We start from the raw sequence: 24848 nt of genomic DNA, 5'->3' as shown, positions 1-24848 counted from the left end.
GATCGCAGCGGCGCGCCATCGCGCCGCGATCGGGTGTCTCGACTTGACAAGACGGCGCGCTGCGCCAACAATAATTGGAATAGCGTTCTACAATATAGAACAATTTGGGAGGAGAGAATGGGTGAGCCCGCGGCTCTGCGCGCAATGCGCTCCGGCGATGCGAACGCTGGGACGTCGCCGACCGGCCGCCTCCGGGAACGCGACGCGATCGGATCGAGCATCGCGGTCCGCGACGCGGTGAAAAGATACGGCAGCTTTCACGCGGTCGACCAGATCAGCATCGACATCGAGCCGGGCGAGTTCATCACGCTTCTTGGCCCTTCCGGCAGCGGAAAGACGACGCTGCTCAACCTCGTGGCGGGATTCCAGAGCCTCGACAGCGGCGAAATCCTCGTCGACGGCAAGCCTGTCCACAACGTTCCGACGCACAAGCGCGGCTTCGGCATGGTGTTCCAGAGCTACGCGCTGTTTCCGAACATGACGGTCAGCCAGAACGTCGCGTTTCCACTTCGCATGGCCGGTGTCGACCGGGCGACTGCGGAGCGACGCGTCGCCGAAACGCTGGAGATCATGCGGCTGACGGAGCATGCGACGAAGTCTCCTTCGCAAATGTCGGGCGGACAGCAGCAGCGCGTCGCGATCGCCCGTGCGATCGTCAGGAGGCCCAAGGTCGTGCTGATGGACGAACCCCTCAGCGCCCTGGACCGGCGGTTGCGCGAGCAGATCCAGATCGAGATCCGCGACCTTCACCGGACCATCGGCAGCACGATCCTGTTCGTGACCCATGACCAGGGCGAAGCCCTGACGATGAGCGACCGCATCGCGGTACTCAACGCCGGAAAGATCGTTCAGATCGGCCGCCCGCTGGACATCTATCGGCATCCGATCGATCGCTTCGTCGCCTCATTCGTCGGCGAGAGCAATCTGATCGAGGCTGAGATTCTGCAGAAGCGCGGATCGACGCTGACTATGAAAAGCCGCGCAGGATACGTGTTCAACGCCAAAAGCCGGGACACGATCGACGTTGGGCGCGCAACGGTGCTCGTGCGTCCGGAACGCATCGCCGTGTCGAACGAACCGACTGCGAATTCCGCGCCCGTCAGCGTCACGTCTGCGATCTTCCTCGGCGAGATCCTGCGGATCGAAGCCCAGATGGACGGCGGAGAGCCGCTCCTGATCAGGTGCACCGACATGGCCGACCGGCCCCTGCCGACCGTCGGGGATCGTCTGCACGTGAGCTGGAGCGCCGCGGACTGCTGGGTGCTTGCATGACCTCGGCATCGTTCGGCGTCCAGGCGGAGCGTCCTGCGGATCTCGATCTCGTCAGGAGGTTGAAGGATCCGGCGCTGCTGCTCCTGCCCGCGCTCGCGTTTCTCGCCTTCATCTATCTCCTGCCGCTGATCGATCTCATCCGCATCAGCGTGGGCGGGCCGTCGTGGTCGTCCTACTTCGAGCGGGTGTTCGCCATACCGCTCTATTGGGATTCGCTCGTCCGCACGATGCAGATCTCGGTCACAGTCGCGGTCCTGTGCCTGCTGTTCGGATATCCGACCGCGCTGCTCATTCACCGCAGCCGCGGCATTACCCAGGCCCTGATCGCGACTGCGATCGTGCTGCCCTATTTCATCGCCATCCTGATCCGGACCTACGCCTGGATGGTCCTGCTCGGCCGCAACGGGCCGGTCAACAAGCTGCTGGTTTCGATCGGCATATTGAGCGAGCCCGTGCAGCTGCTCTTCAATCGCGGCACGGTGCTTCTCGGCATGACCGCGGTGCTTCTGCCGTTGATGGTGCTGACAATCTATTCCAGCGTGGCGCGGCTTGATCAAAGCCTGACGCGCGCGGCGCTGGCCAGCGGTGCCGGACCCATTGCGGCGTTCTGGCGCGTGATGCTGCCACTGACCTTGCCCGGCATGGGCGCCGGCTTCCTGCTCGTCTTCGTCGCCGCGATCGGCTTCTTCATTACGCCAACCCTGCTCGGCGGACCCGGCGACCAGATGTTTGCCATGCATATCACCCAGCAGGCGGACTCGGTCACATCGGAGGGATTCCTGCAGGCGTTGGGCGTGGTGCTGCTGACGATCACACTGGCGGTGGTCGCGGTGGCCGGACGCTTCCTCGGATTCGAGTTCATCTGGGGCGGCCGCAAGCTGACGGAGGCCACACCGAGGACGACAGACCGCCACGCCGCCGATGTCGGACGCCGCAGCCTCGGCGCCGCAGCCGCCGACGTGATCGGCTGGCCGCTTCTGAGGCTGTTCGGGCGCCTGCCCGCGAGCTGCGGGACCTGGACCGTCCGCATCATGGGCGGCCTGGTCATTGCCATACTGATCCTGCCGATCATCGTGGTGATGATCATTTCGTTCAGCAGCGCAAGCTATCTGACCTTTCCGCCGCCGGGCTTCTCGCTGCGCTGGTATGAGCAGTTCTTCTCCGACTCAAACTGGATGCGGGCGTTCTGGACATCCCTGGTCGTGGCGGCGATGTCCGCCGGCATCGCGATCGTGCTGGGCGCCTCGGCGGCCCTCGGCATCGTCAGGAGCAGCATTCGCGGCAAATCAGCCATCATGCTGCTTCTGGTGAGTCCGATCATCGTCCCACCGGTCGTGCTCGGCCTGTCGCTCTACAGCCTGTTCCTGCGCTTCGATCTCGTCGGCTCCGTCTTCGGCCTTGCCGCGGCGCATGCGATCGGCGGCCTTCCCATCGTCGTGGTGATCCTGTCAGCATCGCTTCAAGGCGTCGATACCAGGCTCGAACAGGCGGCTGCCGTCCATGGCGCGTCGTCCCTGACTGTGTTCCGTCTGGTGACGCTGCCGGCCATCATGCCGGGCCTGGCTGCCGCGACATTCTTCGCCTTCCTGCACTCGTTCGACGAACTGGTGCTGACGCTGTTCCTGTCGAGCGCGGAGCTGAAGACGCTTCCGCTCATGCTGTGGGGCGACGTCAACTATCGGCTCAACCCGGTGCTGGCCGTGGTCTCGACGCTGGAGGTGCTTCTGGTGGTCGCCGGGCTCGCCCTTGCACGCCCCGTTCTCGCGACGTCGCGGAAAGCGGCGTCACAATGATCGATTTCAACAGGAGGAAAGAGAAATGCTGGGAATGAAACGCTGGCGACTATCGGCTTCCGTATTGGCCTCGGCCCTGTGCATAGCGATGGGGACGGGTCTGGCTCAAGCGCAGAGCAACGTCGTGATAATGCAGGATCCGGGCGGCGGGTATGGCGATGCATTGCGCAAGGTCATGTACGACCCGTTCGAGAAGGAGACCGGCATCAAGGTCGTCACCGTCCAGGAGGCCCGCAGCGGCCCGCGCATCAAGGCTCAGGCCGAAGCCGGCAAGGCGCAATGGGATCTGACGTTCATCTTCGACCAGGAGACGAAGCTGCTCGGCGACTGCTGCCTGGCCGATATCGACTATTCCAAGCTGTCGGACGGGGCGAAGCAGACGCTGGCGGCGATGCCGGACAATCTGAAGCGCAAGAAGGGCGTGGCCTTGCAGGTGATCGGCGTCGGCCTCGTCTACAACAAGGACAAGTACAAGGGAGAAAACGTACCGACGAGTTGGGCCGACTTCTGGGACGTGAAGAAATTCCCCGGCCGGCGCTGCATGCCGGCCTGGCCGCGCTTCGTGTTCGAAGCGGCGCTGATGGCTGACGGCGTCGAGAAGAGCAAGCTCTACCCGATCGACATGGAGCGGGCGCTGAAGAAGGTCAAGGAGATCAAGCCGCACATCGCCAAATGGTGGACGACGTCGGCACAGCCGCCGCAGCTCCTGCTCGACGGCGAGGCCGACATGTGCATGGCCTACACCGGCTCGATGAGCAAGCTCGCCCTGGAGGGAGCGCCGATCGACCTGACCTTCAACCAAGGCTTCGTCTACTACGACTTCTTCTCGATCCCAAAGGGCGCGCCGAACTACGACAACGCGCTGAAACTGCTGTCCTGGCGACTCGAGCCCAAGCGCGCGGCGCAGCTCACCTCGACCTTCCCGGTGGCCCTCCCCTCCCGGGTCGTGTTCGAGGCCGCGACCGACAAGAAGCTCGCGCGCTACTGGGCCAACAACCCGGACAACGTCTCGAAAGCGATCGAATGGAGCCCGGATTATTGGGGCGCGGCTTCGCCGGCCGGAAATTCCACCAATGAAGAGTACGGGCAGGAGAAGCTCAACGCCTTGCTGGCCCAGTAGGCAGGCTGATCGGCCCCGATCCGAAAGGATCGGGGCCGATTCCACACCCGGGCTATTGCCGTTCGCGCGGCCATGCTAGATCGAGTGAAAGATCATTCTATTTTGGCTGGTGGATGGATAAGGCTTTTACCAAGGGACTGCGTCTCCTGGAAGCACTTGCTCTGAGCGAGCAGCCCCGCGGGGTCACGGACCTCGCGAGCGAGCTGAAGCTCACCAAGAGCAACGTGCATCGGCTGCTGATGACTTTGCAGTCCCAAGGCTATGTGCGCCAGATCCCCCCGCACAGCACCTACGAGCTCACGACCAAGATCTGGGCGCTCGGGAGCCATGTCATCCACCGGATGGATCTCATCAACGTCGCGCGACCGGCAATGACCAAGCTTGCCGAGATCACCGGCGAAACCATTCACCTGTCCGTGCTCGAAGATACCGACGTCGTCTACGTCGACAAGATCGAAAGCGCTCACCATATCCGCGCCCATACGAGCGTGGGCATGCGCGCACCCGCTTTCACCATGGCGACAGGCAAGGCGATGCTCGCGCATATGCCTGATGACTACCTGGAACGATTCCGGCCGCATCTGAGGCGCTACACGGAAACGACGCGAACGACGATCGAGGAGCTGCGGGAGGACATCGAGCTGGCACGCGCGCAGGGCTACTCCTCCGTGCTGCATGGCGAGTGGCGCGAGGGCATCGCGGCCTGCGCTTGCGCGATCCTCGGCCGCTCCGGCGAACTGGTGGGCGCGATCGGCATGTCCGGCCCCGACACCCGCGTCAAGCGCAAGCAGATCAAGGAGTATTCGGTTCACGTCATGGAGGCGGCCCGGACCATCGGCGCCGCCCTCGGCTATTCCAGCAGGCCGGCGGCGTACCCTGCCGTGAGAGGCGATTCTACACCGTCACATCAATTGCGACGCGCCCGTTGATCTTGTTTCCTTTTGGAGGGCATCCTGGCTCGTACCCTTGCGCGCCGAAAAGCGTCAGGTGACAGGAAAGTCCGCCGGTCCCTCCGTCTCGCCAATTGCTCCGCATCACGACAGCGCCGGAAGTGTCGCTGACGCCTCCGATATCAGTCGCCTCGAGACCTCGCGCCTGCCGACGCGGGAGATCTGCGACAGGACAACCGCAATCTCCTCGGCAACAATGGGCCATCGCACGACGTCAGAAATGCCGGCCCCCAATAGCGCATCGGCACCGATCTCGAATGCCGTCTTCGTCGCAAGGACGATCGGAATCAACGGAAGCTCGCGATGCAGCACGGTGGCCAGTTCAAGGGATTGCCCGAGCGAGCCGACCGGACCCACGACCACGAAATCGAACCGGTCGCGAGCTGCTTTGGACGCGGAACGTGCGGCCTCAGCCGTGGCGAAGCCCACGGCTTCGAAGCCGAGCGCAGCAATCATTTCCTCGTCACCGCGAAGGCGGTGAACATCGCCGGCTACGAGCATCACGACCTTGCCCGGTCCTGTCGTATGCTCAGGCAGACGCTGCTCCGGGAAGGCCGCCGCCGTAGCCCGCGGCAACCAGACGTCGAAATGGCTGCCTTCGCCCGGACAACTGCGCACATTGATCCCCCCGCCGTGGTCGAGAACGATCTCCTTCACCGTTGCGAGTCCCAATCCGTTTCCGCTGGACCTCGTCGTGAAGAACGGCTCGAATATCCGGTCCAATGTCGGCCCGTCCATGCCCGCCCCCGTGTCCGAAACCGAAATTCGCACGTACTGGCCAGGCTCGATCTTGTCGTGGCTGAGGCAGATCGGGTCGAGCACCTCATGCAGCTCGATCTCGATCTCAATTCGTCCTGACTCCGGCATCGCGTTCGCCGCGTTGTTGCACAGGTTCATGATGACCTGTTGCAGCTGCACGCTCTCGCCAATGACGATCAATCCGGCCGGATGCTGTCTGACCACCATTTCAATCCGGGGCGGCAGCGCAACGCGCAACAGCGAGACCGTTTCGGCGACGAGCGCACCTATGCTGACGGAGTCGCGACGAATGTCGGAGCGACGGCCGAACATGAGGATTTGACTGACGAGATCGCGGGCCCGGTCTGCGCTTCGCCGTATTCCGGCGAGATGGCGCACCAGTGCCGGGCTGGAGCGGGCGTGCTCCTCCATCACTTCGGCATATCCGAGGATTCCTCCCAGGATGTTATTGAAGTTGTGAGCGATGCCGCTGGTGAAAGTGCCGATCCTCTCCATGCGGCGCGCCTGCTGCAAGCGCTTTTGCAGGCGATTTCGCTCCTCGTCGACACTTTGCCGCTCGACTGCATGGATGAAAGTGTCCAAGGCCATACGCAGGAGAACGAGTTCGCCAGCGTGAGAAACGCGACACTTGCAGCCGACGGCATCGAAGCCGAACGCGACCATGCGGCCTTGACGATCGCTATTGATCGCACATGCCCATCCCCCGAGACCCATGCCCTCCAGGAAGAGCTTGTTATCGCCCACGGGCATACGGCGCACGTCGGGCACGTGGACAACTCCTTCCCCGTCGACCATCCGGCAGGCCAGATCGACCGCGGCTTCAGGCCAGCCCGGCGGGAACTCCCTGCCCGGCTGATGCCAGACATACGACCATGTCGTCGCGCCGGACACGACGACATAGACGCGATCAGATCCCGCAAAAGTTCCGAACGAAGCGATGGCTCGCTGGATTTCCGCCTCGACGCCTTGCGGTGTCGCATTGATGAAATTCATCGATATGTCCGCAATAATGTGTTCCAGCGCCGCGCGTCGATGCAGCGCGTTGGCACGTGATCTCAATCGGAGACCGAGATAAGTCAGGAATGCTATCAGCGCGATCGAGGAGCCGTAGAGCATTGCGCGATAGAAGCGGGCCGAATTTCGCGAGGCGACCTGCAGGTCCAGGATAGTCGCGCGCAAGGCCGCCTGATCCTGCTCGTGTCGCCGCCGAACTCGAGGGCTACAAGACCTTCAAGGCTTTCGGTTGCAGCGCGTGCCATCAAGGCGTCAACGTCGGGGGCAATCTGATCGCCCGTCAGGGCATCTTCCGTCGTCGCGCCGATGCCCCGTCGTGATGATGACCGGCACGTCCGATTGAGCGCGTATCTCGCGTAGCAGATCCAAACCGTCCTCTTGACCAAGGCGAAGATCGAGCACCACGAGGTCCGGTGAATTGCGGAGAAGAGCCGGGACCTCCTCTCGTCGCGAAGCAGAGAGGGTCCGAATGTCATGGTCTTCGAGATAGTTGGTCACCAGATGCCGCATAGTCATGTCGTCCTCGACGACAAGACAGAGTGGCACCCGGCGCTTTGAGGTGTCGCTTGGGGGCAATGGAAGATCCGACCGCATCAATTCCGAGGATGGGTGGCAAGCGCGGTCGGTCTTGCAGTCTTTTGGGTGTTCCATATCGCGGCTCCCCCGAAGATATAGGAAGCCCCCCCGAACCGCAGCACACGTTTTTGAGAGTTGCTGTCAGAACGCATCTGATGTCCGGCCTCCGCTCGCAGCGAAGCGCCCCAGCTCGCGACGATTACAATGGTAACAAGGCGCCTCGCGCATGAGCATTGGGATCACAACCGATCACGCCGATATCAAGGCGGCATTGAGCTCAACTCAACGAACGTAACCTTCTTTCGATTGTTAGCCGAACCATATCACTCGCGAAGGAGGAGTCTCGTGCCTGACAAAACGAACAGCCGTCGTGATTTCCTGACAATCGCCGGAGCCGCCGCAGCTGGGACCATCCTGGCGCCGTCGCCGGCAACTGCCGCGCAGCAGCCCCCTCACGGAGACAGAACCATGACCAATCGCGCAAAACAGATCTTCACATCGGGACACCGCTTGGGGCTCGGCGGTGTGCCACTGGGCAACGAGTTCGAGGTCGTCACCGACGAAGACGCCATGAAAACGCTGGAAGCGTCCTGGAAAGCCGGCATCCGCTACTTCGACGTTTCGCCGTGGTACGGGTTGGGCGCTGCCGAGCGGCGCTTCGGCATGTTCTTGCACAATCAGCCTCGCGACAGTTATCTGATCTCCACCAAAGTTGGAAAGTTGCTCAAGGCATCTCCAAAAAACGATGCCAAATCGAATTTTCCTTACGGAAATTCGCCGAACAACGTCGTTTTCGACTATTCGGCTGACGGCGTGAAGCGTTCGATCGAAGACAGTCTCCAGCGACTCGGCATCGATCGCATCGACGTCGTGTTCGTGCACGATATATCCTCGGACAACAAACTGCTGCCCCGCCCGTGGCAGGAGGAGTTCGCGATCGCAATGAAGGGTGCCTTCCCCACGCTGTCCAGGATGCGGGAAGAGGGCATCATCAAGGCGTGGGGGATCGGGGTAAACACGCCGGAACCGATCCTGCGCGTCATGCAGGAGGCGGACCCTGACGTGTGCCTGCTCGCCTCGCAGTACTCCCTGATCGATCACGCCAATGCGCTGAACAATCTCTTCCCAATCGCACGGCAAAAGAACGTGAGCTTCGTCGTGGGATCATCCCTCAATGCCGGCTTCATCTCTGGTAGTTCGCGATACAATTATGGCCAGAACAGCTGGAAGATCCCGACGGAGCACATCGTCAAGCGGGACAAGCTGCGTGCCATCGCCAACCAGTTTGGCGTTGATCTTCGCACGGCCGCGCTGCAATTCTCGTCGGCACCGGATGTCGCCGTATCGCTGGTCGTCGGTGCCCACACGGAAGCTCAGGCCCTGGCCAATGCCAGCTCGATGATGGCAACCGTTCCTCCGGGCTTTTGGGAAGAGCTGAAGCGCCAGCGGTTGATCGAAGACAACGCGCCGCTGCCCCGGCTCCCCGCCTAGCCCCCGCCAACAACTTGACGCCTCTGCAACGGCGGCCCACGATGCCTCCGTTGTTGCTGGGCGCCCCCGGCCCTCGGAACCGAGCCGCTGCCGCTGCCGAGACATCGCTGGTGCCGGCGCCGCCTCAGCGAAACTCTGCTCTTCCCAGCCAGTTTATACTCCGAGAGGAAGAAACGATCAGCAAGGCAAGCCACCGTGCGCAGTCTGGACCGAGCGACACTCGCGGACCTGAACATCTTTCTGACCATCGTCCGCCACCGCAGCATGGTCAAAGCCGCAGTCGAGCTTGGGGTCACAACATCGGCCTTGAGCCATAGACTACGCAAGCTGGAGGCTGCCCTTGCCGTACGATTGCTCAACCGTACCAGCCGCTCGATCACACCAACTGAAGCGGGCGAAGGTCTGGCGCGCGAGCTGACGAACGGCTTCCAAATGATCAACGACGCTCTTCATTCGCTCGAACACCATCGCGATCTCCCGGTTGGGACCCTTCGCATCAACGTTCCGCGAGACGCCGCGCGGCTGGTGCTCGGCCCGGCACTGTGCACTTTTTTCGCGACCTTTCCCGACGTGCATCTGGACGTCACTGTGGACGATCATTTCGTCGACATCGTCGCCCAGGGTTTCGATGCCGGCATGCGCTATGGCAACCGCGTTCCGCAGGACATGATTGGCGTTGCCCTCACCAGACCTTTAGAGTGGGTGGTAGTGGCCTCCCCGGCCCTGATCGAGCGCATCGGCCTTCCCGCGCATCCGACGGACCTCTTGCACTTGCCTTGTATCCAAATGCGCGTTGGAGACAACAGCAACTATCCCTGGGAGCTAGGAAATGGCCCGAACCTCCTCCGATTGCCCGTTCGCGGCCCAATGACAGCGAACGAAACAGAACATGCTGTCGATGCCGCCGTGCGGGGAATTGGCTTTGCTTACTGCCTGAAGCGCAGGGTCACAGCGGAGCTCGAGGCAGGCCTTCTGCAATTGGTGTTGCCGGAATGGGCCTCCGAGGGGGCCCCACTGACAATCTACTACCCGGGCCGGCGCCAGACGCCGCCGGGGCTCCGGCAGTTGATCGACACGATCAGGGACATGGAGCGCCTGCCCAAGCTGGCCTGATCGTCCCCATCCGCGTCGCGAAAACAATCATCGCGCGGCGAGCTCCATTCCATCGCTTCCGCCGCGGCCTTCGCCGCCGATCGAGCCCGGCGTCTGACCGAACCGGCAGCGGAACCTGCGATGAAAGTTGGTATAGTCGCTGTAGCCGGAGGCGTAGGCGATATCACTGATGGACTGGCTGGTTCTCAAGGCCGACCTGCGCTTCAAGAGGGCCAGGGCATGATCGAGACGCACTGCGTTGATGAACTGAGTGCACGTCGAATTTCTCTGCGTGAAGAGTTTCTGGAGATAGCGCAACGAAATTCCGGCCTGGTCCGCGACATCGCCGGGGCCGAATGCCGGATCCGCAAAGCCATCCCTGACGATTGCACAAATTCGCGCGAACAGCTTGTCGGTATGCCGGAGAACGTCCTTGCCCTCGAATGGCGCAAAAAGCGCCCCGGTCAAATCATAGATTACCAGACGCATATAGGCATCCGCCGAAGTTGAGGCCCCGTTCTCGACGCCCTCATGGAGCAACTGGCGGAGCAAACGCGCGGCGGTCGCGCCCCTGCCCTCGCAAGGGCATCGCGGCTCCGACCCGAGATGAGACGTCACCGATCGACGCGACAGCTGCAGTGAAGCCCAATGGCCGCCCGCCTCGGCCAGATATGTGGTGGGCAGCGCCGCATCGACGAGCGCAACGCCACCGACGTCAAGCTCCGTCGTCCGATCGTTCTGCACGATCATCGATCGGCCGATCATCTGAAACAGGACGTAGTAGTGGTCGACTGCGTCGGCGCGGACGTCGCGATGCGTGCGCTCGAGTCTTCGGGCATTGAAACTCACGTCCACGGTCTTGAAACCGCAGATATTTCGCGCGCGCGCCCGGCCCGAGAAGGCCTCCGGATCGATTCCGCCGGGACTGTAGCGGCCGCAAATCGTACGGACCGCATCCCGCCACGCATCGTAATCCAGACTTGGCGCGCCGAAAAAGTCGTTACTCACACTGCCCGAATGCATGGCCATCCTCCTGGGACGGCCAGAGTCTAGTCAGCAGAGCACCCGGACCAAAGTGGACATCGCATCACGATCGTTCACGACACAGGCACTCCGCGCATCAAGCGGTCGTCTCCGTCCAAGCAGAAAGAGCGCGACAGTCCAGTGACGTGGGTCTGGCGCCGTCCCTATTCTGGTCACTCGCCAAGGTCGCCGTGCCAGCTTCGACGGCGACATATCGCTCATTCTCGGGGAGTCCCGTCATGTCATCGATCATCCTGGAACGCCTGGAAGCGGCCGTTGTCGAGGACGGCGCCAATGGGCTGTTTCGTTGCGACCGCGAGATATTCACTTCCGCCGAATTCTTCGAGCTGGAGATGAAGCACATATTCGAGGGGAACTGGGTCTATCTCGCGCACGAGAGCCAGATCGCCGACAACAACGAGTATTTCACCACGTGGATCGGGCGCCAGCCCGTCTTCGTCGCACGCAGCAAGGACGGCGCGATCAACGCATTCATCAATGCGTGCAGCCATCGCGGCGCAATGCTCTGCCGCTACAAGCGTGGCCGCAAGATCACATTTACCTGTCCGTTTCACGGCTGGACCTTCAGCAATTCGGGCAAGCTGCTGAAGGTCAAGGATGCGGACGATGCCGGATATCCGGAGCAGTTCAACACGGCGGGCTCGCACGATCTGAAGGCGATTGCCAGGCTCGACAATTATCGCGGCTTCATCTTCGGCAGCCTCAACCCCGCGGTGAAGCCGCTGACGGAATATCTCGGCGAGGCCAGAAAGATCATCGACCTGATGGTCGATCAGTCTCCCGATGGCCTCGAGGTCCTGCGCGGTTCATCGACCTACGTCTACGACGGAAACTGGAAGATGCAGGCCGAGAATGGTGCCGACGGCTATCATGTGTCCTCGGTCCACTGGAACTACGTGGCGACGACGAGCCGTCGCAACGCGGCGACGGACAGCATCAAGGCAGTCGACGTCGGCAAGTTCAGCAAGCAGGAGGGCGGCTACTACTCATTCGCAAACGGCCATCTGGTGCTCTGGTCCAGATGGACCAACCCTACATCACGTCCGCTTTACGCGCACCTCGACGATCTCACGGCGAGACATGGACGGGCCAAAGCGCAATGGATGGTAGAAAACCTGCGCAATCTCTGCGTCTATCCAAACCTTTACCTGATGGACCAGATGAGCTCGCAAATACGCGTAGCCCGACCGCTGGCAGCGGACAAAACCGAAGTGACGATCTATTGCATCGCGCCGAAGAACGAGCCGCCGGCAGAGCGGGCACGACGCATTCGTCAGTATGAGGATTTCTTCAATGCCAGCGGCATGGCAACGCCTGACGACCTCGAGGAATTCCGGGCATGCCAGCAGGCCTACATGGCAAGAACCATGCGTTGGAACGACCTGTCGCGCGGCTCGTCACAATGGATCGAGGGAGCGGACGAAGAAGCCAAGGCCATTGATCTTCACCCACTGAGGAGCGGCACCAAAACCGATAGCGAAGGTCTTTTCCTCGTCCAGCACCGCTACTGGCTGGACACGCTGCGACAAGCGGTGCTGCACGGAGACGGAACTTGAGCACGCCACGGCGGCACCAGCCGTCTTCATGACTATCAAGGCAACAGGAGCACGACATGTCAAAGAAGATCGAAGGAAAAATCGTCGCAATCACCGGCGCTTCGAGCGGGATCGGCGCGGAGACGGCCAAGCTGCTGGCGTCCAAGGGGGCGATCGTGGCGATAGGCGCCCGCCGCCGCCAACGGCTCGACGCAATCGTCGCAGAGATCGAAAGAGCGGGCGGGAGAGGCAAGGCCTATACCGTCGACGTGGTGAAACGGGTCGACGTCGCCAACTTCATCGAGGGCACAGTAAAGGATTTCGGCCGCATCGACGTTCTCGTGAACAATGCCGGCGTCATGCCCATCGCTGCGTTGTCCGAGTGCCGCATCGACGAGTGGGACCGCATGATCGACGTCAACATACGTGGCGTCCTCCACGGCATTGCGGCGGCCCTGCCCGTCTTCCAGAGGCAGAAGTCAGGACAGTTCGTCAACCTGAGTTCCGTACTGGGTTTCAAGGTCTTCGCGCCGGGCGGGACCGTCTACTCGGCAACGAAATTTGCGATCCGGGCGATCTCCGATGGCCTGCGCGTCGAAGCTGGGGATGGGATCCGGGTCGCATCGATCGAGCCCGGCATCGTCGATAGCGAGCTCAAGCACAACACCACCGGCGCCGCAAAGGACATGGTGATGGGCTTCTACCAGCAAGCAATTCCAGCGGAGTCCGTAGCAAGGGCGATCGCATATGCGATCGAGCAGCCGGCCGACGTGGATATCAGCGAGATCGTGGTCCGCTCCACCGGTCAGCCGCTGTAGATGGCGGACAATCGGCGCACGGCTGCCCGCCACGCCAAGAGCAAGGGTGGCCGCGCCGGCAGACAAGAGAGCTTCAACCTCGTCGCCGGTCGCTCGTTGGCGGCCGGCGACACCCCACACAACTCAGCGCAGCGCTGCTGGAAAGCCGACAGACTTGCGACAGCGCTCGGCGCGACTTCATGGCGATGACGCATGACCACCATCACCCTACCCGAACTCGAAGCATTTCTTTATGCCGAGGCCCGCACCCTCGACGATCGCGACTGGGACACCTGGCTGACCTTCTATGCTCCGGATGTGCGGTTCTGGATGCCGGCCTGGGATGACGATGACTGCCTGGTCGAGAATCCTCAGACCGACGTTTCCCTGATCTACTACCCCAGCCGCAGCGGCCTCGAGGATCGGGTCTTCCGCATCAAGACCGAGCGGTCGAGCGCCAGCACCCCGGAGCCGCGCACGCTCCACAACATCTCCAATATCGAGATCAACGCTCAGGCCGACGGAATCGTCGAACTCCGGTTCAACTGGCTGACGTTGAGCTATCGGTACAAGACGATCGACAGTTATTTCGGCGTGTCGTTCTACACGATCGACGCGACGGGCGATCGTCCGCTGATCAAGGCGAAGAAGGTCGTGCTGAAGAACGACTACATTCATCACGTGATCGACATCTATCATATCTGACGTCGCCGGGCAGGTCGACGGCGCATGCTTCGACGTGAAGGGAGATGCCGTCCGGCTTAGCCCTGGCGGCACCCGAGTTCAGGATTTCCTCCGCAGATCCCCGATCGTGCCAAAGCTTGGTTCGGCTTGGCCATCCGACAGCCATCTCGTCAACGCGGCAGCCGAAAGCGCGCGGCCCAGGCGCGCTGACTGACCGCACCACAGCGGGGTGAAATCCGTGCGCCCTTGACCTTCGGATGCAGCACGCAACGGCGCCAGCGGAACCGCCGGAACGGGGAACTCGGGCATGTCGATCCCGATCGGGCCAAGCTCTCGAACGACCCGCGTGTCGCATACGCGCGCCGCCCGTCCGGTGAAGATGTTGGTGATCACCGTTTGCTCGGGCGGCGTCGAGCGCGCCGCCTCTCTATACAGAGGGGAGACGTTCGCTTCCTCGCAAAACAGAAAGGCGGTACCGACCTGGACGCCCGAAGCTCCGAGGGCGAATGCTGCAGCAACTCCCCTGGAATCGGCGATGCCCCCGGCTGCTATGACGGGCACCCGTACTGCATCGACGATTTGCGGAACGAGGGCCATGAGACCGACCTGCCGGGTGGGATCCCGGTGCAGAAACGTGCCTCGATGCCCACCGGCTTCAAATCCCTGGGCAATGATCGCATCACAACCGGAATCCTCGAGCCACAACGCTTCTTCGACGACGGTTGCCGACGACACGATCTTCGCACCCGTCCTCCGCACTCGTTCGAGCAGGTGCTTCGGCGGAAGACCGAAGTGAAAGCTGACAACCTCCGGCGAGATCTCCTCCAGCAGATCGCAATGTGCGTTCTCGAAGACCGGAATGGGAGAGCCGGAGGCGGACTGCTCGGACGCCAGCCCGAGCTCGCGATAGTACCGCGTCAGACGCTGCAACCAGACCTCCTCACGCCGCCGGTCCCGTGTGGGCGCCTCATGACAAAGAAAATTCATGTTGAGCGGCTTCGGCGTGCGCCGCCGTATTTCACCGACGACGCTGCGGGTTTGTTCCGCACTGAGACCGGACGCGGGAAGCGAGCCGAGACCACCTGCTTCGGCAACTCCGATGACCATGTCGGTTGTCACTATGCCGAGCATCGGAGCCTGGATGATCGGCAGATCAATTCCGAACAAGTCGAGTATGGGTCGAGGATAAACGCTCAACACTCTCTCCCGTATCCTGACACCCGGAGATCCCTCCGGTGGTCACCAACGTCCGGCGTTGGCGCCGCCATCGACGTGCAATATCTCCCCGGTCACGAAGGATGCATTGTCGAGATAGAGGACCGCGTCGACGATATCCTGAATTTCCCCAATGCGCCCGATCGGGTGCATCGTCGCGAGAAACCCATGGCTCTCGGGGGCATGCATCGGCGTGCGAACCACGCCGGGAGCTACCGCATTCACACGGATGCCCTTATCCGCGTATTCGATCGCAAGCGACCGTGTCGCCGCGTTGACGCCACCCTTGGTAATTGCCGTCAAAGCCGCGGGCAATCCTTTCACCGGCTGCTCGGCCAGGAGACTGGACGTGATGTTGATGATGTGGCCGCTCGCCTGACGAAGCATCTGGGCAATGGCCAGCTGCGAGATGTGAAAGAAACCTCCGAGATTGACCTGAACGAGGTTCGCAAACTCGCCTTCCGTGTACTCGGTGAAGGGCCTCGACAGGAAGGCACCGGCATTGTTGATCAGGGTATCGAGGCGGCCGAAGCGCTCTCTTGCCGCCTGGATCACGAGCCTGGCGGTTTCGGGCCGTGAGACGTCGCCGGCCACCTCGACAAGGTCTGGCCGGCCGCTGCTGGCGATGTTTCGCGAGCAGGCGACGACGCGGTAGCCGTTGTCGAGGAATTTCTCGACTATTCCGGCGCCGATGCCCCGGGATGCCCCGGTCACCACAGCCACTTTCTCCGAATTGCTCATCGTTCCTCTCTCATCGCGACAATCGCACCCGGGCCAGGGTGACAAGATCGGCGATATCCGTCTTGGTAGTTTCGGACGGCTGCGTCAGGTTTACGTGATCGACGTAAGTCGCTCACGTCTCGGCGCGCTCCCGTGGTGCTTGCGGGACGCTGCGACCGAATCAAAGCCCGCGCTTCGCCGGTCAGAAGGCCTCAACCGGGGGAGTGAACAGATAGCCGATGGCGCGTTGGGTCTTGATGATCTCCGGCGCGCGCGGATCGATCTCGAGCTTGCGTCTGAGACGCCAGACCCGCACATCGATGCTCCGATCGAACACATCCTCGTGGATTTGGGTCGCGTGCAGCAATTGCTCGCGCGAGAGCGTCTGCTGCGGTGCTTCGAGGAAAGCGACGAGCAGGACGTATTCGGCTTTCGTCAGCACCAGGGGACTGCCGTCGGGCCTCACCAGCCGCCGGGCGCGGCGTTCGAGCGTCCAGCCGCAGAACCTGAACCCGCCGCGCTGCGAGCCGTTCGTCCGAGCCGTCCGACCGCAGTTCTGTCGCCGAAGCACGGCGCGAGCGCGCGCGAGCAACTCCCTCAGGCCGATGGGCTTGGCGACATAGTCGTCGGCCCCGAGCTCAAGGGCAATTACGCAACTGATCTGGTCGCAGCGGTCGCCGATTGCGATAATGGGAACGTCGAAGCGGGATCGAAGCTCCCTCAAAAGGTTCAAATCGCTGTCCTGGCCCAGTTGCAGGTCGAGAATGAGCAAGTCTGGATGATTGCAGGCGAAGTATCGACTGATCTCATGCCGGCGGCAGATGGCGTGAACGGCAAAATGATGATCTTCGAAAAGATCGACGACCGACGAGCGCGTTTCCGGGTCGTCCTCGACAAGGAGGATATTGTGCGCGGCGCTGATGGTTGCCCCGCACTGTCGCGAATCCGAGGTAAGCCGGAGTGGACGGAGGGCTTCTCCGCCACATTCTCAGCCGGTCCAGGGTCTCTCAGGGGAGCCAACATGTTTCACCTTCGCTCGAAACGACCAATGCGTTTCAGCTAGGTGAACGTTCAAGTTCGTTCTTGGCCGTTTCGGAAGTCCGCATCAACTAATTGCGATCGACCGTTCTGGCCGTTGCTGGATGATGAGGTTGGCTTCGTCCATTCCGTCGGCGCCGATGCGTAGCTCGCGCGTGAAGAATTGCGTCGGTACCTCGCCCACGAGATCATGGAACTCGCCGATGAGATGGGCTTGATCGGAAAGACCACAGACATGGGCGACCTGCGCCCAGGAGCGGTCGAGGCGCCGCTCGGCGAGAATTCTCTGAAACCGCGCAAGGCGCGCAAACCGCTTCGGGCTGAGGCCGAAGGCTCTCTTGAAGCCGCGTGACAGGTTGCGCTCGCTGGTGCCGAGCAGCGCGGCCAGCGCGCTGACGGGCATGCCCGGATTTTTTCGGAGATACCCAGCCGCGCGGTTGGCGAGACTGTCTATTTGGGGACTCAGCTGCCGAAGCAGGAAGGCCTGGACACCGGCGATCCGCTCGTGGCTCGTCCTCGCCCCGACGAGCAGGTCGTCACACATCTCGACTTCCCAATTGCCGAACAGATCCCCGAGATTGAGACTGGCGTTCGCGAACTCCCTGAACGGAGCCTTGACGATGCGGCTGGCTGCGTCCGGCCTGAGGCAGACGATGACGGCTCCGAACGCTCCCGTGGGGAACAGAGTGAGAGCATGCGACTGAACATGGGTAGCGCATTTTGACGGAAGGACCGTCTCGCTCTGTGCAATTCTGGCCGGCTTCCGGTACTGACCGATCAGCTGCAAGGATGTGCCGGGCGGGCACTTGATCGTAAGCGACTTGGCGAAATCGCCATCGGGAATGTCACAGTCCCAGATTGCTTCGATGATGTCGGATAGTGGGAACGATCGAAAACACCTCAGAACACCAGGCTGCTCCTGCACCGAAATGGTCGCACCGCCACCGATCGGATACTCCACAACGTTCATTCAGTAGGAAACTCCGTTATCGCAGAAGGCGGGGCTGAGGAACTGGTGAGACTGTCGACGCTTCAGGTAGTTGCGGCCGCGACCGCGATCAACTCACGTCTCTGTCAGGCAGGGAGGGATACGAGGCCGCTCCCGGACAGAGGCAGGGCGGTCGGATCGCGGCCGGGACGGTGGAGCCGCCAAAGACGCGATCGAGGTGGTCTCACCGCAACAGTTCGGCAACGGCAGCACGCGTCGCCGCGTTCTCGTGCGGCAGCCCGATCGTGATACGGACCCAGCGCTCAAGCGGCGGAAAGGCGCGGCCAATGTCGATACCTTTGCTCCGCAGGGCCGCAGCTATCTCGGTCTGAGGACGGTCGGCCTCGAAGAAGATGAAGTTTGCCCGCGCGTCGGAGTGGCGAAGCTTCAGACTGGCGAGCAACTGGTGCCATTTGTCTCTCTCGGCGGCGACCTTTGTGCGCGTCGTCGCCACATAATCGATATCCCGTATGCTTGCTGCCGCCGCCACGAGTGCGAGCCGATCAAGTGCGTCGACCCGGCCGAACCCGGCCCGCTTAAGCGACGTTGCGAGCGCCGGAGGCGTCGCCGCATAGCCAAGCCCGAGACCGGCCAATCCGAACATCTTGTCGAAGGTCCGGAACACGACCACGTTCTCGCCCGCGCGAACGAGGTCCATGACCGTTCGCTTCTCGAAATCAGGATCGAACTCCAGATAGGCCTCGTCGACAATGACGGCCGTTTGCTTCGACATCGCGCGAACGTGAGCGCGAAAAGCTGCCGGATCGCTGACAGTGCCCGACGGATTATGAGGATTGACGAGGTAGATCGCCCGCGTCCGTTCGCTGACTTTGGCAGCAATGGCGTCAAGATCGTTCTCAAGCCTCGAATTGAGAGGAACGCCGACCACGACCCCGCCACTTGGACGCGCCGCATCCACCAAAGCCGCATAACCCGGCTCGGAATAGATGAACTCGGCTCCGAGCGGCGCGCCCTGGGCGAGATGTAATCCGAGAGGCTTGAGAATATCGCCGATCACGATCTGGTCGTCCGGCACGCGTTCGCGCAAGGCCAGCAGCTCCGTCAGCGCAGCTCCGAGATCCCCTCCATAGCGGCACAGTTCGCCAAGCTGATCGCGGACCGCCGCGAGCGCGCGGGGCGATGGACCGAACGGGTTCTCGTTCAGTGAAAGCCGGATGAGATCCGACTGTGCAACGCTGGCAGCTGCGGGTTTTGCGAGCCCGCTCAGTGCAAGGCAGCTGGTGATCAGACAGTCACGACGGTTCAAGGATGCGGTTCCCATTTTCTGTTCGCCAGGCGCCACCCGGCAGGTGACGTTTGAGGCTAGGGAACCTGAGGCACCGCGATGTCCGCATCATTGCGGATCGGCAAAATCATGCTACGGCTGCAACATTCGCAGCCTCTTTGGCAACATCGTCGCCTGTCGACTGGGGCGACTGGCATTATGCCGTACGTGGCGGAGCGTTCCGAACGGCACCGCTGCGAGCCTGCCGCTGCGAGCCGCAGCTTTCCGCCGTTGAGTCGGTAGCCGCCGCGCACTGGGACGCGCAGCCAAGCTGGGCTGCATCCCGAATTAGCCTTGCTGCGTTGCCGCCGTAACCAATTGGAGGCACGCCGAAGCTTGTCCGTAACAGGCAGCTTAGCACCCTCCCTCTGCTCGTCTGACCAGCCACGGTCGAGGTTCGACAATCAGAGGCCAACCATGAAGATTCTCATCGCTTCGACGCCTGCGGCGGGCCACATCAGTCCGATGCTCGCGATCACGCGGATACTTCTCGACGACGACCACGAGATCGCCTTCCTGACCGGGACCGCATTTCGCGATCGCATCGAAGCCAGCGGCGCGCAATTCCTTCCTCTTCCGGCCGACGCCGATTTCGACGGGCGGAATCCGCCCTCGCCGATTCCCGAACTGAAGGATGTCCCACCGGGATCCCAGTGGCTTCGCATCGTCTGCGAACGCCTCTTCGTCGATGCCATCCCTGCGCAGGACCAAGGCCTTCGCGAGGCGCTGAAGCACTTTCAAGCCGACGTCATCGTCAGCGATGACCTGCTGTTCGGCGTCCTGCCGATGCTGCTCGGACCGCGCGAGACGAGGCCACCGATCGTGCTATGCGGCACATCGTTCTTGCACTGGAAGCGCGATGACGGCGCACCGGATTTCGTTGGCCTGCCGCCTGCGACGACGAAGGAGCAGCGCGAGCAATACGCCGTCCTGGCGGGAGAGCACGACGCCAACGTCGACCAGCCCGTCCTGCGCAAACTGAACGAGGTGCTGAAGACCTGCGGCGTGGGACCGGTGTCGGTGCCGCTCTTCCATTCCGTCGTCGGCCTGGCCGATGCCTACTTGCAGCTGTCAGTGCCGAGCTTCGAATTCCCGCGCGAGCTTCCACCCACGGTGCATTTCGTCGGAACGCCGCCTATCATCCGAAATCAGGCCCCGTTGCCGCCTTGGGCGCACGAGCTGGATGGTTCACGCAAGGTCGTCCTGGTCACGCAGGGTACCGTGGCCAACCTCGATTTCGGGCTCCTGCTCGCGCCAACATTTGCGGCTCTCGCCAACGAGCCCGACCTGCTGGTTGTCGCCACCGCCGGCGGCCGACCGATTGAAACGATCCCCGGACCCATACCCTCCAATGCGCGGCTCGCCAGCTACCTGCCGTTCGAATGGCTGCTCCCCCGCGTGGATGCACTCGTCACCAACGGAGGCTATGGCACCGTCAACCAGGCACTCAGCTTCGGAATCCCTCTGGTTACGGCGGGCCTGATCGAGGACAAGGCCGACGTCAATGCACGCGTGGCGTGGTCGGGCGTCGGGATCAACCTGGCGACCAACGCACCGACATCAGAAGCACTGCGAGAGGCAACGCGAACAGTGCTTGATCGTCCTTCCTACCGCATGCGCGCCACCCAAATGGCCGACGAATTCGCCAGCATCGACACACGTTTGGAGGTTCTCCGGATCATCCACCGTCTGGAAAGACAACGACGCGCGCAGCCGCGCGCCGCCACCATGAAGCCCGCCCGCTCCCGCCGAGCAACAAGGTGACATAGCCCTGGGTTGGGAAACGATCCCCTCCCTTGTCCGGGCTATCGCATAGGAGAGAAACCCGATCGAATGGCCCTTGGTGAGCCATTCCCTCAGGGCGCCCGCTTCCGGCGGGCGCCTGGTCTTGTTCTGCGCCAAGGTAAATCCTTCGGCGCGGAATGGACACGAGTACCACGCGAACGGGCGCTGTCATCCCCACGCAATCAAGCGTGAGGCATCAAGTTCGACAGCGTCAACTCTTGACGCAGTTGACGCATTGCCATTGAGGCGCTCGAGCGCCGCGTCCGTCCTGGATGGCTTGGGCTTCAACAGCCGCGGCAGATGATCAGTCTGCGATCGACCTCCTCATCGATCCGTCGCAGCTCCAGTTCAAGCGGCGACAGACGCATCCCCTCCGGAATGTCGCCTGGCCGCGGCTGCCGATGACCTATGGGAGCCTGGCGGAACGCGCCGGCATGCTCCGAGGCTTGATTCTGGCCGAGCGAGCCGGCTGCGATCCCGTGAACCGCACTGGTCGTGCTTGCATCGGCCGCAAGGGCGGGCATCCAGTTGAACAGCAACGAAGCGGCGACTGCCGTCCACCGCCCAAATCGTTTGTACATCGGCATTCCCCTATCTCGATCACGTCGATCGTCCCGGTTGCGAACGACCGCCTGTCATGGATAGGACGTGCGCGCTACATCAGGACTTCGCGTGCGCGACATCGCGCTACCGCTGAAACCGCCTGGTCGTTCGGACCGGCCATAGTCGCTCCTGCGCGGGCGCGACACGAAGCACGCGGCTCGCCGATGATGTGGAGAAGTCTCTCCGCTCGAGCGTGGGCTCATTGCCGGGGAGATTGATGCCGAGCCGCACCATGCGCGAGCCGCAATGACGCAATTGGATTACGATTGTAACGCGGGCTGCCGGGCCTGAAATGGGACGGTAATTCTGCGCTCGTAGTCGGAAGAGCGCCGTTCGGCGCGCCGCAGAGATCCGGCGGCGACTTTGGTCGGAAGCGACAATTGATGACCGAGACATCACGCCGCTTTGATCGTGCGAGTTGAGGAAGGGCGAGACCGCTACGCGATGGCAAGTGCCTCTTATTCCATGAGGATGGTCGTGAATGTCACGGCCATGATCTCGCTGGCGGCTTTCCGGGAGAATTGCGCTCGTTTGGATTCGACCCTGGTATCCTCAGGGATCAGGATGCGATAGCGGATTTTTGAGTGAAGTATGCATGCAGTTGGCCACGTCGTAGTTGTCGATGACGATCCCACCTTGCGACAGATGGTGATCAAGTATCTGGAGGAGCACAATGTCCCGACCAGGGCGGCGTGCAACAGGTCCGAACTCAAACATCATTTCGAGGCCGGCCGGCCCAGCCTGATCATTCTCGACCTTCGCCTTGGTCAGGATGACGGTCTGGATGTGCTGCGGGAGATCCGTTCTCATTCCGATGTGCCTGTCATCATCACGACGGGCCACCGCCCAGACGAAATCGATCGCATCGTCGGGCTCGAGCTCGGCGCCGATGACTACATCGTCAAGCCGTTCTCGCTGCGCGAGCTGCTGGCACGCGTTCGGGCGGTGTTGCGACGGCAGGAGATAGGCCGAGCCGCGCGCGCCCGCGATCCCGAGCGCGGAGGCTATCGCTTCAATGGGTGGAAGCTGGAGCGGCGTGGTCGAAAGCTCATCGATCCCAGTCAAGCGCAGGTCCCGCTCAGCAAGGGAGAATATGCCTTGTTGCTAGCGTTCCTCGAAGCGCCGCAGCGTCCCCTGACCCGCGAGCATCTGCTTCAGGCGACCCGCATTCATGAAGACATTTTCGACCGCAGCATCGACGTTCAGGTGCTGCGGCTGCGGCGCAAGCTGGAGGTCGATCCAAGTGCGCCGCGCGTCATTCAGACCGAACGCGGCGTCGGCTATATCTTCGCGGTTCCCGTAGATCCGTTCTGAAGCGCGATGCGCATCTGTGCCGGGAACGGGGTTTCCCGACCGTATGCGCGGCCCTTTCAGCCGACGCCAATTCACACATCGGCTCGGCTTCCTACCGTCGGCGGACGAGATCGCAGGAAATCGTAGCTTAGGGGCAAGATCGAACGATTGGTAGCGGGGGAGGGACTCGAACCCCCGACCCCAGGATTATGATTCCCGTGCTCTAACCAGCTGAGCTACCCCGCCACAGGGATCGCGGCGGCGACTGAGGCCGATCTCGCGAACGCGCGGCATATAAAGAAGGGGGCGGCGGGAAGTCAAGCAAAGTGGGCCGCCTTTTTCCGGCCTCGCCGAGGCTACGTCGGGACAAGCCGCCTTGCGAATACGGCCCCTTTTTCAATGCGTTCGTCATCGCCGGGCTTGTCCTGGCTTGTCCCGGCCATCCACCCTTCATTCGCAGCCCCGGGAACGTGGATGCCCGGGACAAGCCCGGGCACGACGAGATTCTGGGGGGACGAAAGGCCTATTTCGGCCTCACATTCGGATCGCCGCCGGGGCTGCCGGGGGGCGGGATCACCGGGGTGTTGCTGCCGGTGTCGGGGGCCGGCGCGTGCATCTCGGGGTCGATGCCGGAGGGCGGGCAGAGCACGCCGTCGGATTTGGCCAGCTTGTCGCCGAGCGGTTCCCGGGACTGGCCGGTGGTGGTGCCGTCGACCTGGCGATTCGGACGGTCCTGCGGCATGCAATTGACCGCGTGCTGCGGGGACGGCGGCGCCGTCTGTTGCGGCGGTGTCGCCGGGGCGGGCGGGGCCTGCGCGATCGCGCTGCCTGAAGCGGCGATCAGGAGGCCGGCCAGAATGATGTGTGATGTCGTGCGCATGGAAAGGAAACGCCCGCGCGGCGTCCCCTGTTCCCATGTCACGCATCACGATTTGCGGTAACGGATCAGCGAGAAATGGCCCATCGGCGGCATGGGTCGGCGCTCGGTGAGGGTGATGCCGCCGTGCCTGGCGGCCCAGCCCTCGAGGCGGGCCCACGGGAATTCCGGGCGCCAGCCGAGGCGGCGGGCGATGGGGGCGAAGGCGAGCTCGAACAGCTTTCGGGGGCCGCTCTCGGCGCCGATGTGGTTGACGAGGATCAGCTCGCCGCCGGGCTTGAGCACGCGGACGAACTCGTCGAGCGTGCCTTCGGGATCGGGCACGGCAGTGATGACATATTGCGCGACCACCGCGTCGAAGAATTTGTCGGGGAAGGCAAGGTTCTTCGCATCCATCACGGAGAGCACTTCGACGTTGCTCAAGCGAAGCGCGCGCACGCGCGCCTGCGCCTTGCGCAACATCGGCTCGGAAATGTCGACGCCGCAGATCTTCGTGGTGCGCGAATAATCGGAGAGCGAAAGCCCGGTCCCGACGCCGACGTCGAGAATGCGGCCGCCGATGCGGTCGGCCTCGGCGATGGTCGACTGCCTTCCGGCGTCGAACACCTTGCCGAACACGAGATCATAGACCGGCGCCCAGCGGCCATAGGCCTTCTCGACCCCGGCCCGCGAGATGTCTGCTGCCATGCCCCCTGCCCTTACTTCACCTCTCCCATAGGGAGAGGCATAGGCCGCCTGCGGCGGCCGTTCCGTCAAAAAAAGACGCCGAAGCAGAGCTTCGGCTTTGTCGCATCGCAAGGTGCGATCCGGGTGAGGGGTTGTGTCCCGATAGTAGCTGCGGCCCCTCCCCCGGATTGCTTCGCAATCCGACCTCTCCCCGTCGGGGAGAGGTAAGCCCAGCCCTACCAGTTGCGCTT

General features: G+C 62.5%; 21 protein-coding genes, 1 tRNA gene and 2 pseudogenes. 11 read left to right on the top strand and 13 right to left on the bottom strand.

Features of this window, described 5'->3' with window-relative positions; translation table 11 throughout:
• The first annotated feature begins 117 nt into the window (after positions 1-117).
• The 4 genes from EDE08_RS14405 to EDE08_RS14390 all read left to right on the top strand — a co-directional run bounded on the left by EDE08_RS14405 (position 118) and on the right by EDE08_RS14390 (position 5114).
• Complete coding sequence (locus EDE08_RS14405) at positions 118-1272, top strand: ABC transporter ATP-binding protein (RefSeq protein WP_131869495.1); 1155 nt, start codon at positions 118-120, stop codon at positions 1270-1272.
• Positions 1269-3065 (top strand): ABC transporter permease subunit, encoded by a 1797-nt coding sequence (locus EDE08_RS14400; protein ID WP_131869494.1) that lies wholly within the window; start codon positions 1269-1271, stop codon positions 3063-3065. Before EDE08_RS14405 ends, EDE08_RS14400 begins: the two co-directional genes overlap by 4 nt.
• 25 nt (positions 3066-3090) lie before the next feature.
• Positions 3091-4185, top strand: a complete 1095-nt coding sequence (locus EDE08_RS14395; protein ID WP_131869493.1) for an extracellular solute-binding protein — start codon at positions 3091-3093, stop codon at positions 4183-4185.
• 113 nt (positions 4186-4298) lie between these two features.
• Positions 4299-5114 (top strand): IclR family transcriptional regulator, encoded by an 816-nt coding sequence (locus EDE08_RS14390; protein WP_131869492.1) that lies wholly within the window; start codon positions 4299-4301, stop codon positions 5112-5114.
• 105 nt (positions 5115-5219) lie between these two features.
• On the opposite strand, the gene EDE08_RS39655 is transcribed toward EDE08_RS14390, so the two are convergent.
• From EDE08_RS39655 to EDE08_RS39100, 3 genes and pseudogenes are all read right to left on the bottom strand, one after another.
• Positions 5220-6206 carry an ATP-binding protein gene (locus EDE08_RS39655; protein ID WP_502700608.1) on the bottom strand — a complete coding sequence of 329 codons (987 nt, stop codon included), beginning with the start codon at positions 6204-6206 and terminating at the stop codon, positions 5220-5222.
• Positions 6204-6389 (bottom strand): annotated as a pseudogene (locus tag EDE08_RS39650) (histidine kinase dimerization/phospho-acceptor domain-containing protein); the annotation flags it as partial. The pseudogene EDE08_RS39650 and the gene EDE08_RS39655, both read right to left, overlap by 3 nt.
• 813 nt (positions 6390-7202) lie before the next feature.
• Positions 7203-7502, bottom strand: a pseudogene (locus EDE08_RS39100) (response regulator); the annotation flags it as partial.
• Between the two features lie 327 nt (positions 7503-7829).
• Here EDE08_RS39100 and EDE08_RS14370 point away from each other — a divergent pair.
• Both EDE08_RS14370 and EDE08_RS14365 read left to right on the top strand, forming a co-directional pair.
• Positions 7830-8975: an aldo/keto reductase gene (locus EDE08_RS14370; protein WP_207913014.1), complete on the top strand. Its 1146-nt coding sequence runs from the start codon at positions 7830-7832 to the stop codon at positions 8973-8975.
• 195 nt (positions 8976-9170) lie between these two features.
• Positions 9171-10088, top strand: coding sequence for a LysR family transcriptional regulator (locus EDE08_RS14365; RefSeq protein WP_131869489.1), 918 nt, complete (start codon positions 9171-9173; stop codon positions 10086-10088).
• A 27-nt stretch (positions 10089-10115) separates the two neighbouring features.
• Here the strand turns inward: EDE08_RS14365 and EDE08_RS14360 are convergent, their stop codons facing one another.
• Positions 10116-11090, bottom strand: a complete 975-nt coding sequence (locus EDE08_RS14360) for a helix-turn-helix domain-containing protein (protein ID WP_165935966.1) — start codon at positions 11088-11090, stop codon at positions 10116-10118.
• A 239-nt stretch (positions 11091-11329) separates the two neighbouring features.
• On the opposite strand from EDE08_RS14360, the gene EDE08_RS14355 reads away from it, so the two are divergent.
• The 3 genes from EDE08_RS14355 to benB all read left to right on the top strand — a co-directional run bounded on the left by EDE08_RS14355 (position 11330) and on the right by benB (position 14148).
• Positions 11330-12667, top strand: a complete 1338-nt coding sequence (locus tag EDE08_RS14355; RefSeq protein ID WP_131869487.1) for an SRPBCC family protein — start codon at positions 11330-11332, stop codon at positions 12665-12667.
• A gap of 56 nt (positions 12668-12723) precedes the next feature.
• Positions 12724-13464 carry an SDR family oxidoreductase gene (locus EDE08_RS14350; protein WP_131869486.1) on the top strand — a complete coding sequence of 247 codons (741 nt, stop codon included), beginning with the start codon at positions 12724-12726 and terminating at the stop codon, positions 13462-13464.
• A 192-nt stretch (positions 13465-13656) separates the two neighbouring features.
• Positions 13657-14148, top strand: coding sequence for a benzoate 1,2-dioxygenase small subunit (gene benB, locus EDE08_RS14345; protein WP_131869485.1), 492 nt, complete (start codon positions 13657-13659; stop codon positions 14146-14148).
• A gap of 78 nt (positions 14149-14226) precedes the next feature.
• On the opposite strand, the gene EDE08_RS14340 is transcribed toward benB, so the two are convergent.
• From EDE08_RS14340 to EDE08_RS14320, 5 genes are all read right to left on the bottom strand, one after another.
• Positions 14227-15324 carry an NAD(P)H-dependent flavin oxidoreductase gene (locus tag EDE08_RS14340; protein ID WP_131869484.1) on the bottom strand — a complete coding sequence of 366 codons (1098 nt, stop codon included), beginning with the start codon at positions 15322-15324 and terminating at the stop codon, positions 14227-14229.
• A 42-nt stretch (positions 15325-15366) separates the two neighbouring features.
• Positions 15367-16083, bottom strand: coding sequence for an SDR family NAD(P)-dependent oxidoreductase (locus tag EDE08_RS14335; protein ID WP_131869483.1), 717 nt, complete (start codon positions 16081-16083; stop codon positions 15367-15369).
• A 181-nt stretch (positions 16084-16264) separates the two neighbouring features.
• Positions 16265-16966 (bottom strand): response regulator, encoded by a 702-nt coding sequence (locus EDE08_RS14330; protein WP_245524802.1) that lies wholly within the window; start codon positions 16964-16966, stop codon positions 16265-16267.
• Between the two features lie 201 nt (positions 16967-17167).
• Positions 17168-18070, bottom strand: coding sequence for a helix-turn-helix domain-containing protein (locus tag EDE08_RS14325; protein ID WP_131869481.1), 903 nt, complete (start codon positions 18068-18070; stop codon positions 17168-17170).
• Positions 18071-18272: 202 nt separating this feature from the next.
• Positions 18273-19355, bottom strand: coding sequence for a pyridoxal phosphate-dependent aminotransferase (locus tag EDE08_RS14320; RefSeq protein WP_245524791.1), 1083 nt, complete (start codon positions 19353-19355; stop codon positions 18273-18275).
• Positions 19356-19790: 435 nt separating this feature from the next.
• Between EDE08_RS14320 and EDE08_RS14315 the strand changes: the two genes are divergently transcribed.
• On the top strand, positions 19791-21137 hold the full coding sequence (locus EDE08_RS14315) for a glycosyltransferase (RefSeq protein ID WP_131869876.1): 1347 nt from the start codon (positions 19791-19793) through the stop codon (positions 21135-21137).
• 305 nt (positions 21138-21442) lie between these two features.
• On the opposite strand, the gene EDE08_RS14310 is transcribed toward EDE08_RS14315, so the two are convergent.
• A complete protein-coding gene (locus EDE08_RS14310; protein ID WP_131869479.1) occupies positions 21443-21739 on the bottom strand; it encodes a hypothetical protein in 297 nt (98 codons plus the stop codon).
• 613 nt (positions 21740-22352) lie between these two features.
• Between EDE08_RS14310 and EDE08_RS14305 the strand changes: the two genes are divergently transcribed.
• Positions 22353-23075: a response regulator gene (locus EDE08_RS14305; RefSeq protein WP_131869478.1), complete on the top strand. Its 723-nt coding sequence runs from the start codon at positions 22353-22355 to the stop codon at positions 23073-23075.
• A 148-nt stretch (positions 23076-23223) separates the two neighbouring features.
• Here EDE08_RS14305 and EDE08_RS14300 read toward each other — a convergent pair.
• The 3 genes from EDE08_RS14300 to EDE08_RS14290 all read right to left on the bottom strand — a co-directional run bounded on the left by EDE08_RS14300 (position 23224) and on the right by EDE08_RS14290 (position 24618).
• Positions 23224-23300 (bottom strand) — tRNA-Met (locus EDE08_RS14300).
• A 277-nt stretch (positions 23301-23577) separates the two neighbouring features.
• Entirely contained in the window at positions 23578-23934 is a 357-nt protein-coding gene (locus EDE08_RS14295) for a hypothetical protein (protein ID WP_131869477.1), read from the bottom strand.
• Positions 23935-23979: 45 nt separating this feature from the next.
• Entirely contained in the window at positions 23980-24618 is a 639-nt protein-coding gene (locus tag EDE08_RS14290) for a class I SAM-dependent methyltransferase (protein WP_061881319.1), read from the bottom strand.
• Positions 24619-24848 lie beyond the last annotated feature (230 nt).

This window comes from Bradyrhizobium sp. R2.2-H (genome assembly GCF_004346455.1).
Classification (GTDB): domain Bacteria; phylum Pseudomonadota; class Alphaproteobacteria; order Rhizobiales; family Xanthobacteraceae; genus Bradyrhizobium; species Bradyrhizobium diversitatis.
Note: the sequence above shows the minus strand (reverse complement) of the source record. Positions and strands in the feature narration are given on the sequence as shown.

Coding starts and splice junctions, on each gene's coding strand:
- EDE08_RS14305 (WP_131869478.1), top strand. CDS start 22,353: ATGCATGCAGTTGGCCACGTCGTAGTTGTCGATGACGATCCCACCTTG.
- EDE08_RS39655 (WP_502700608.1), bottom strand. CDS start 6,206: ATGTTCGGCCGTCGCTCCGACATTCGTCGCGACTCCGTCAGCATAGGT.
- EDE08_RS14295 (WP_131869477.1), bottom strand. CDS start 23,934: ATGCGCACGACATCACACATCATTCTGGCCGGCCTCCTGATCGCCGCT.
- EDE08_RS14350 (WP_131869486.1), top strand. CDS start 12,724: ATGTCAAAGAAGATCGAAGGAAAAATCGTCGCAATCACCGGCGCTTCG.
- EDE08_RS14310 (WP_131869479.1), bottom strand. CDS start 21,739: ATGTACAAACGATTTGGGCGGTGGACGGCAGTCGCCGCTTCGTTGCTG.
- EDE08_RS14395 (WP_131869493.1), top strand. CDS start 3,091: ATGCTGGGAATGAAACGCTGGCGACTATCGGCTTCCGTATTGGCCTCG.
- EDE08_RS14355 (WP_131869487.1), top strand. CDS start 11,330: ATGTCATCGATCATCCTGGAACGCCTGGAAGCGGCCGTTGTCGAGGAC.
- EDE08_RS14405 (WP_131869495.1), top strand. CDS start 118: ATGGGTGAGCCCGCGGCTCTGCGCGCAATGCGCTCCGGCGATGCGAAC.
- EDE08_RS14390 (WP_131869492.1), top strand. CDS start 4,299: ATGGATAAGGCTTTTACCAAGGGACTGCGTCTCCTGGAAGCACTTGCT.
- EDE08_RS14325 (WP_131869481.1), bottom strand. CDS start 18,070: ATGAACGTTGTGGAGTATCCGATCGGTGGCGGTGCGACCATTTCGGTG.
- EDE08_RS14335 (WP_131869483.1), bottom strand. CDS start 16,083: ATGAGCAATTCGGAGAAAGTGGCTGTGGTGACCGGGGCATCCCGGGGC.
- EDE08_RS14290 (WP_061881319.1), bottom strand. CDS start 24,618: ATGGCAGCAGACATCTCGCGGGCCGGGGTCGAGAAGGCCTATGGCCGC.
- EDE08_RS14360 (WP_165935966.1), bottom strand. CDS start 11,090: ATGCATTCGGGCAGTGTGAGTAACGACTTTTTCGGCGCGCCAAGTCTG.
- EDE08_RS14400 (WP_131869494.1), top strand. CDS start 1,269: ATGACCTCGGCATCGTTCGGCGTCCAGGCGGAGCGTCCTGCGGATCTC.
- EDE08_RS14315 (WP_131869876.1), top strand. CDS start 19,791: ATGAAGATTCTCATCGCTTCGACGCCTGCGGCGGGCCACATCAGTCCG.
- benB (WP_131869485.1), top strand. CDS start 13,657: ATGACCACCATCACCCTACCCGAACTCGAAGCATTTCTTTATGCCGAG.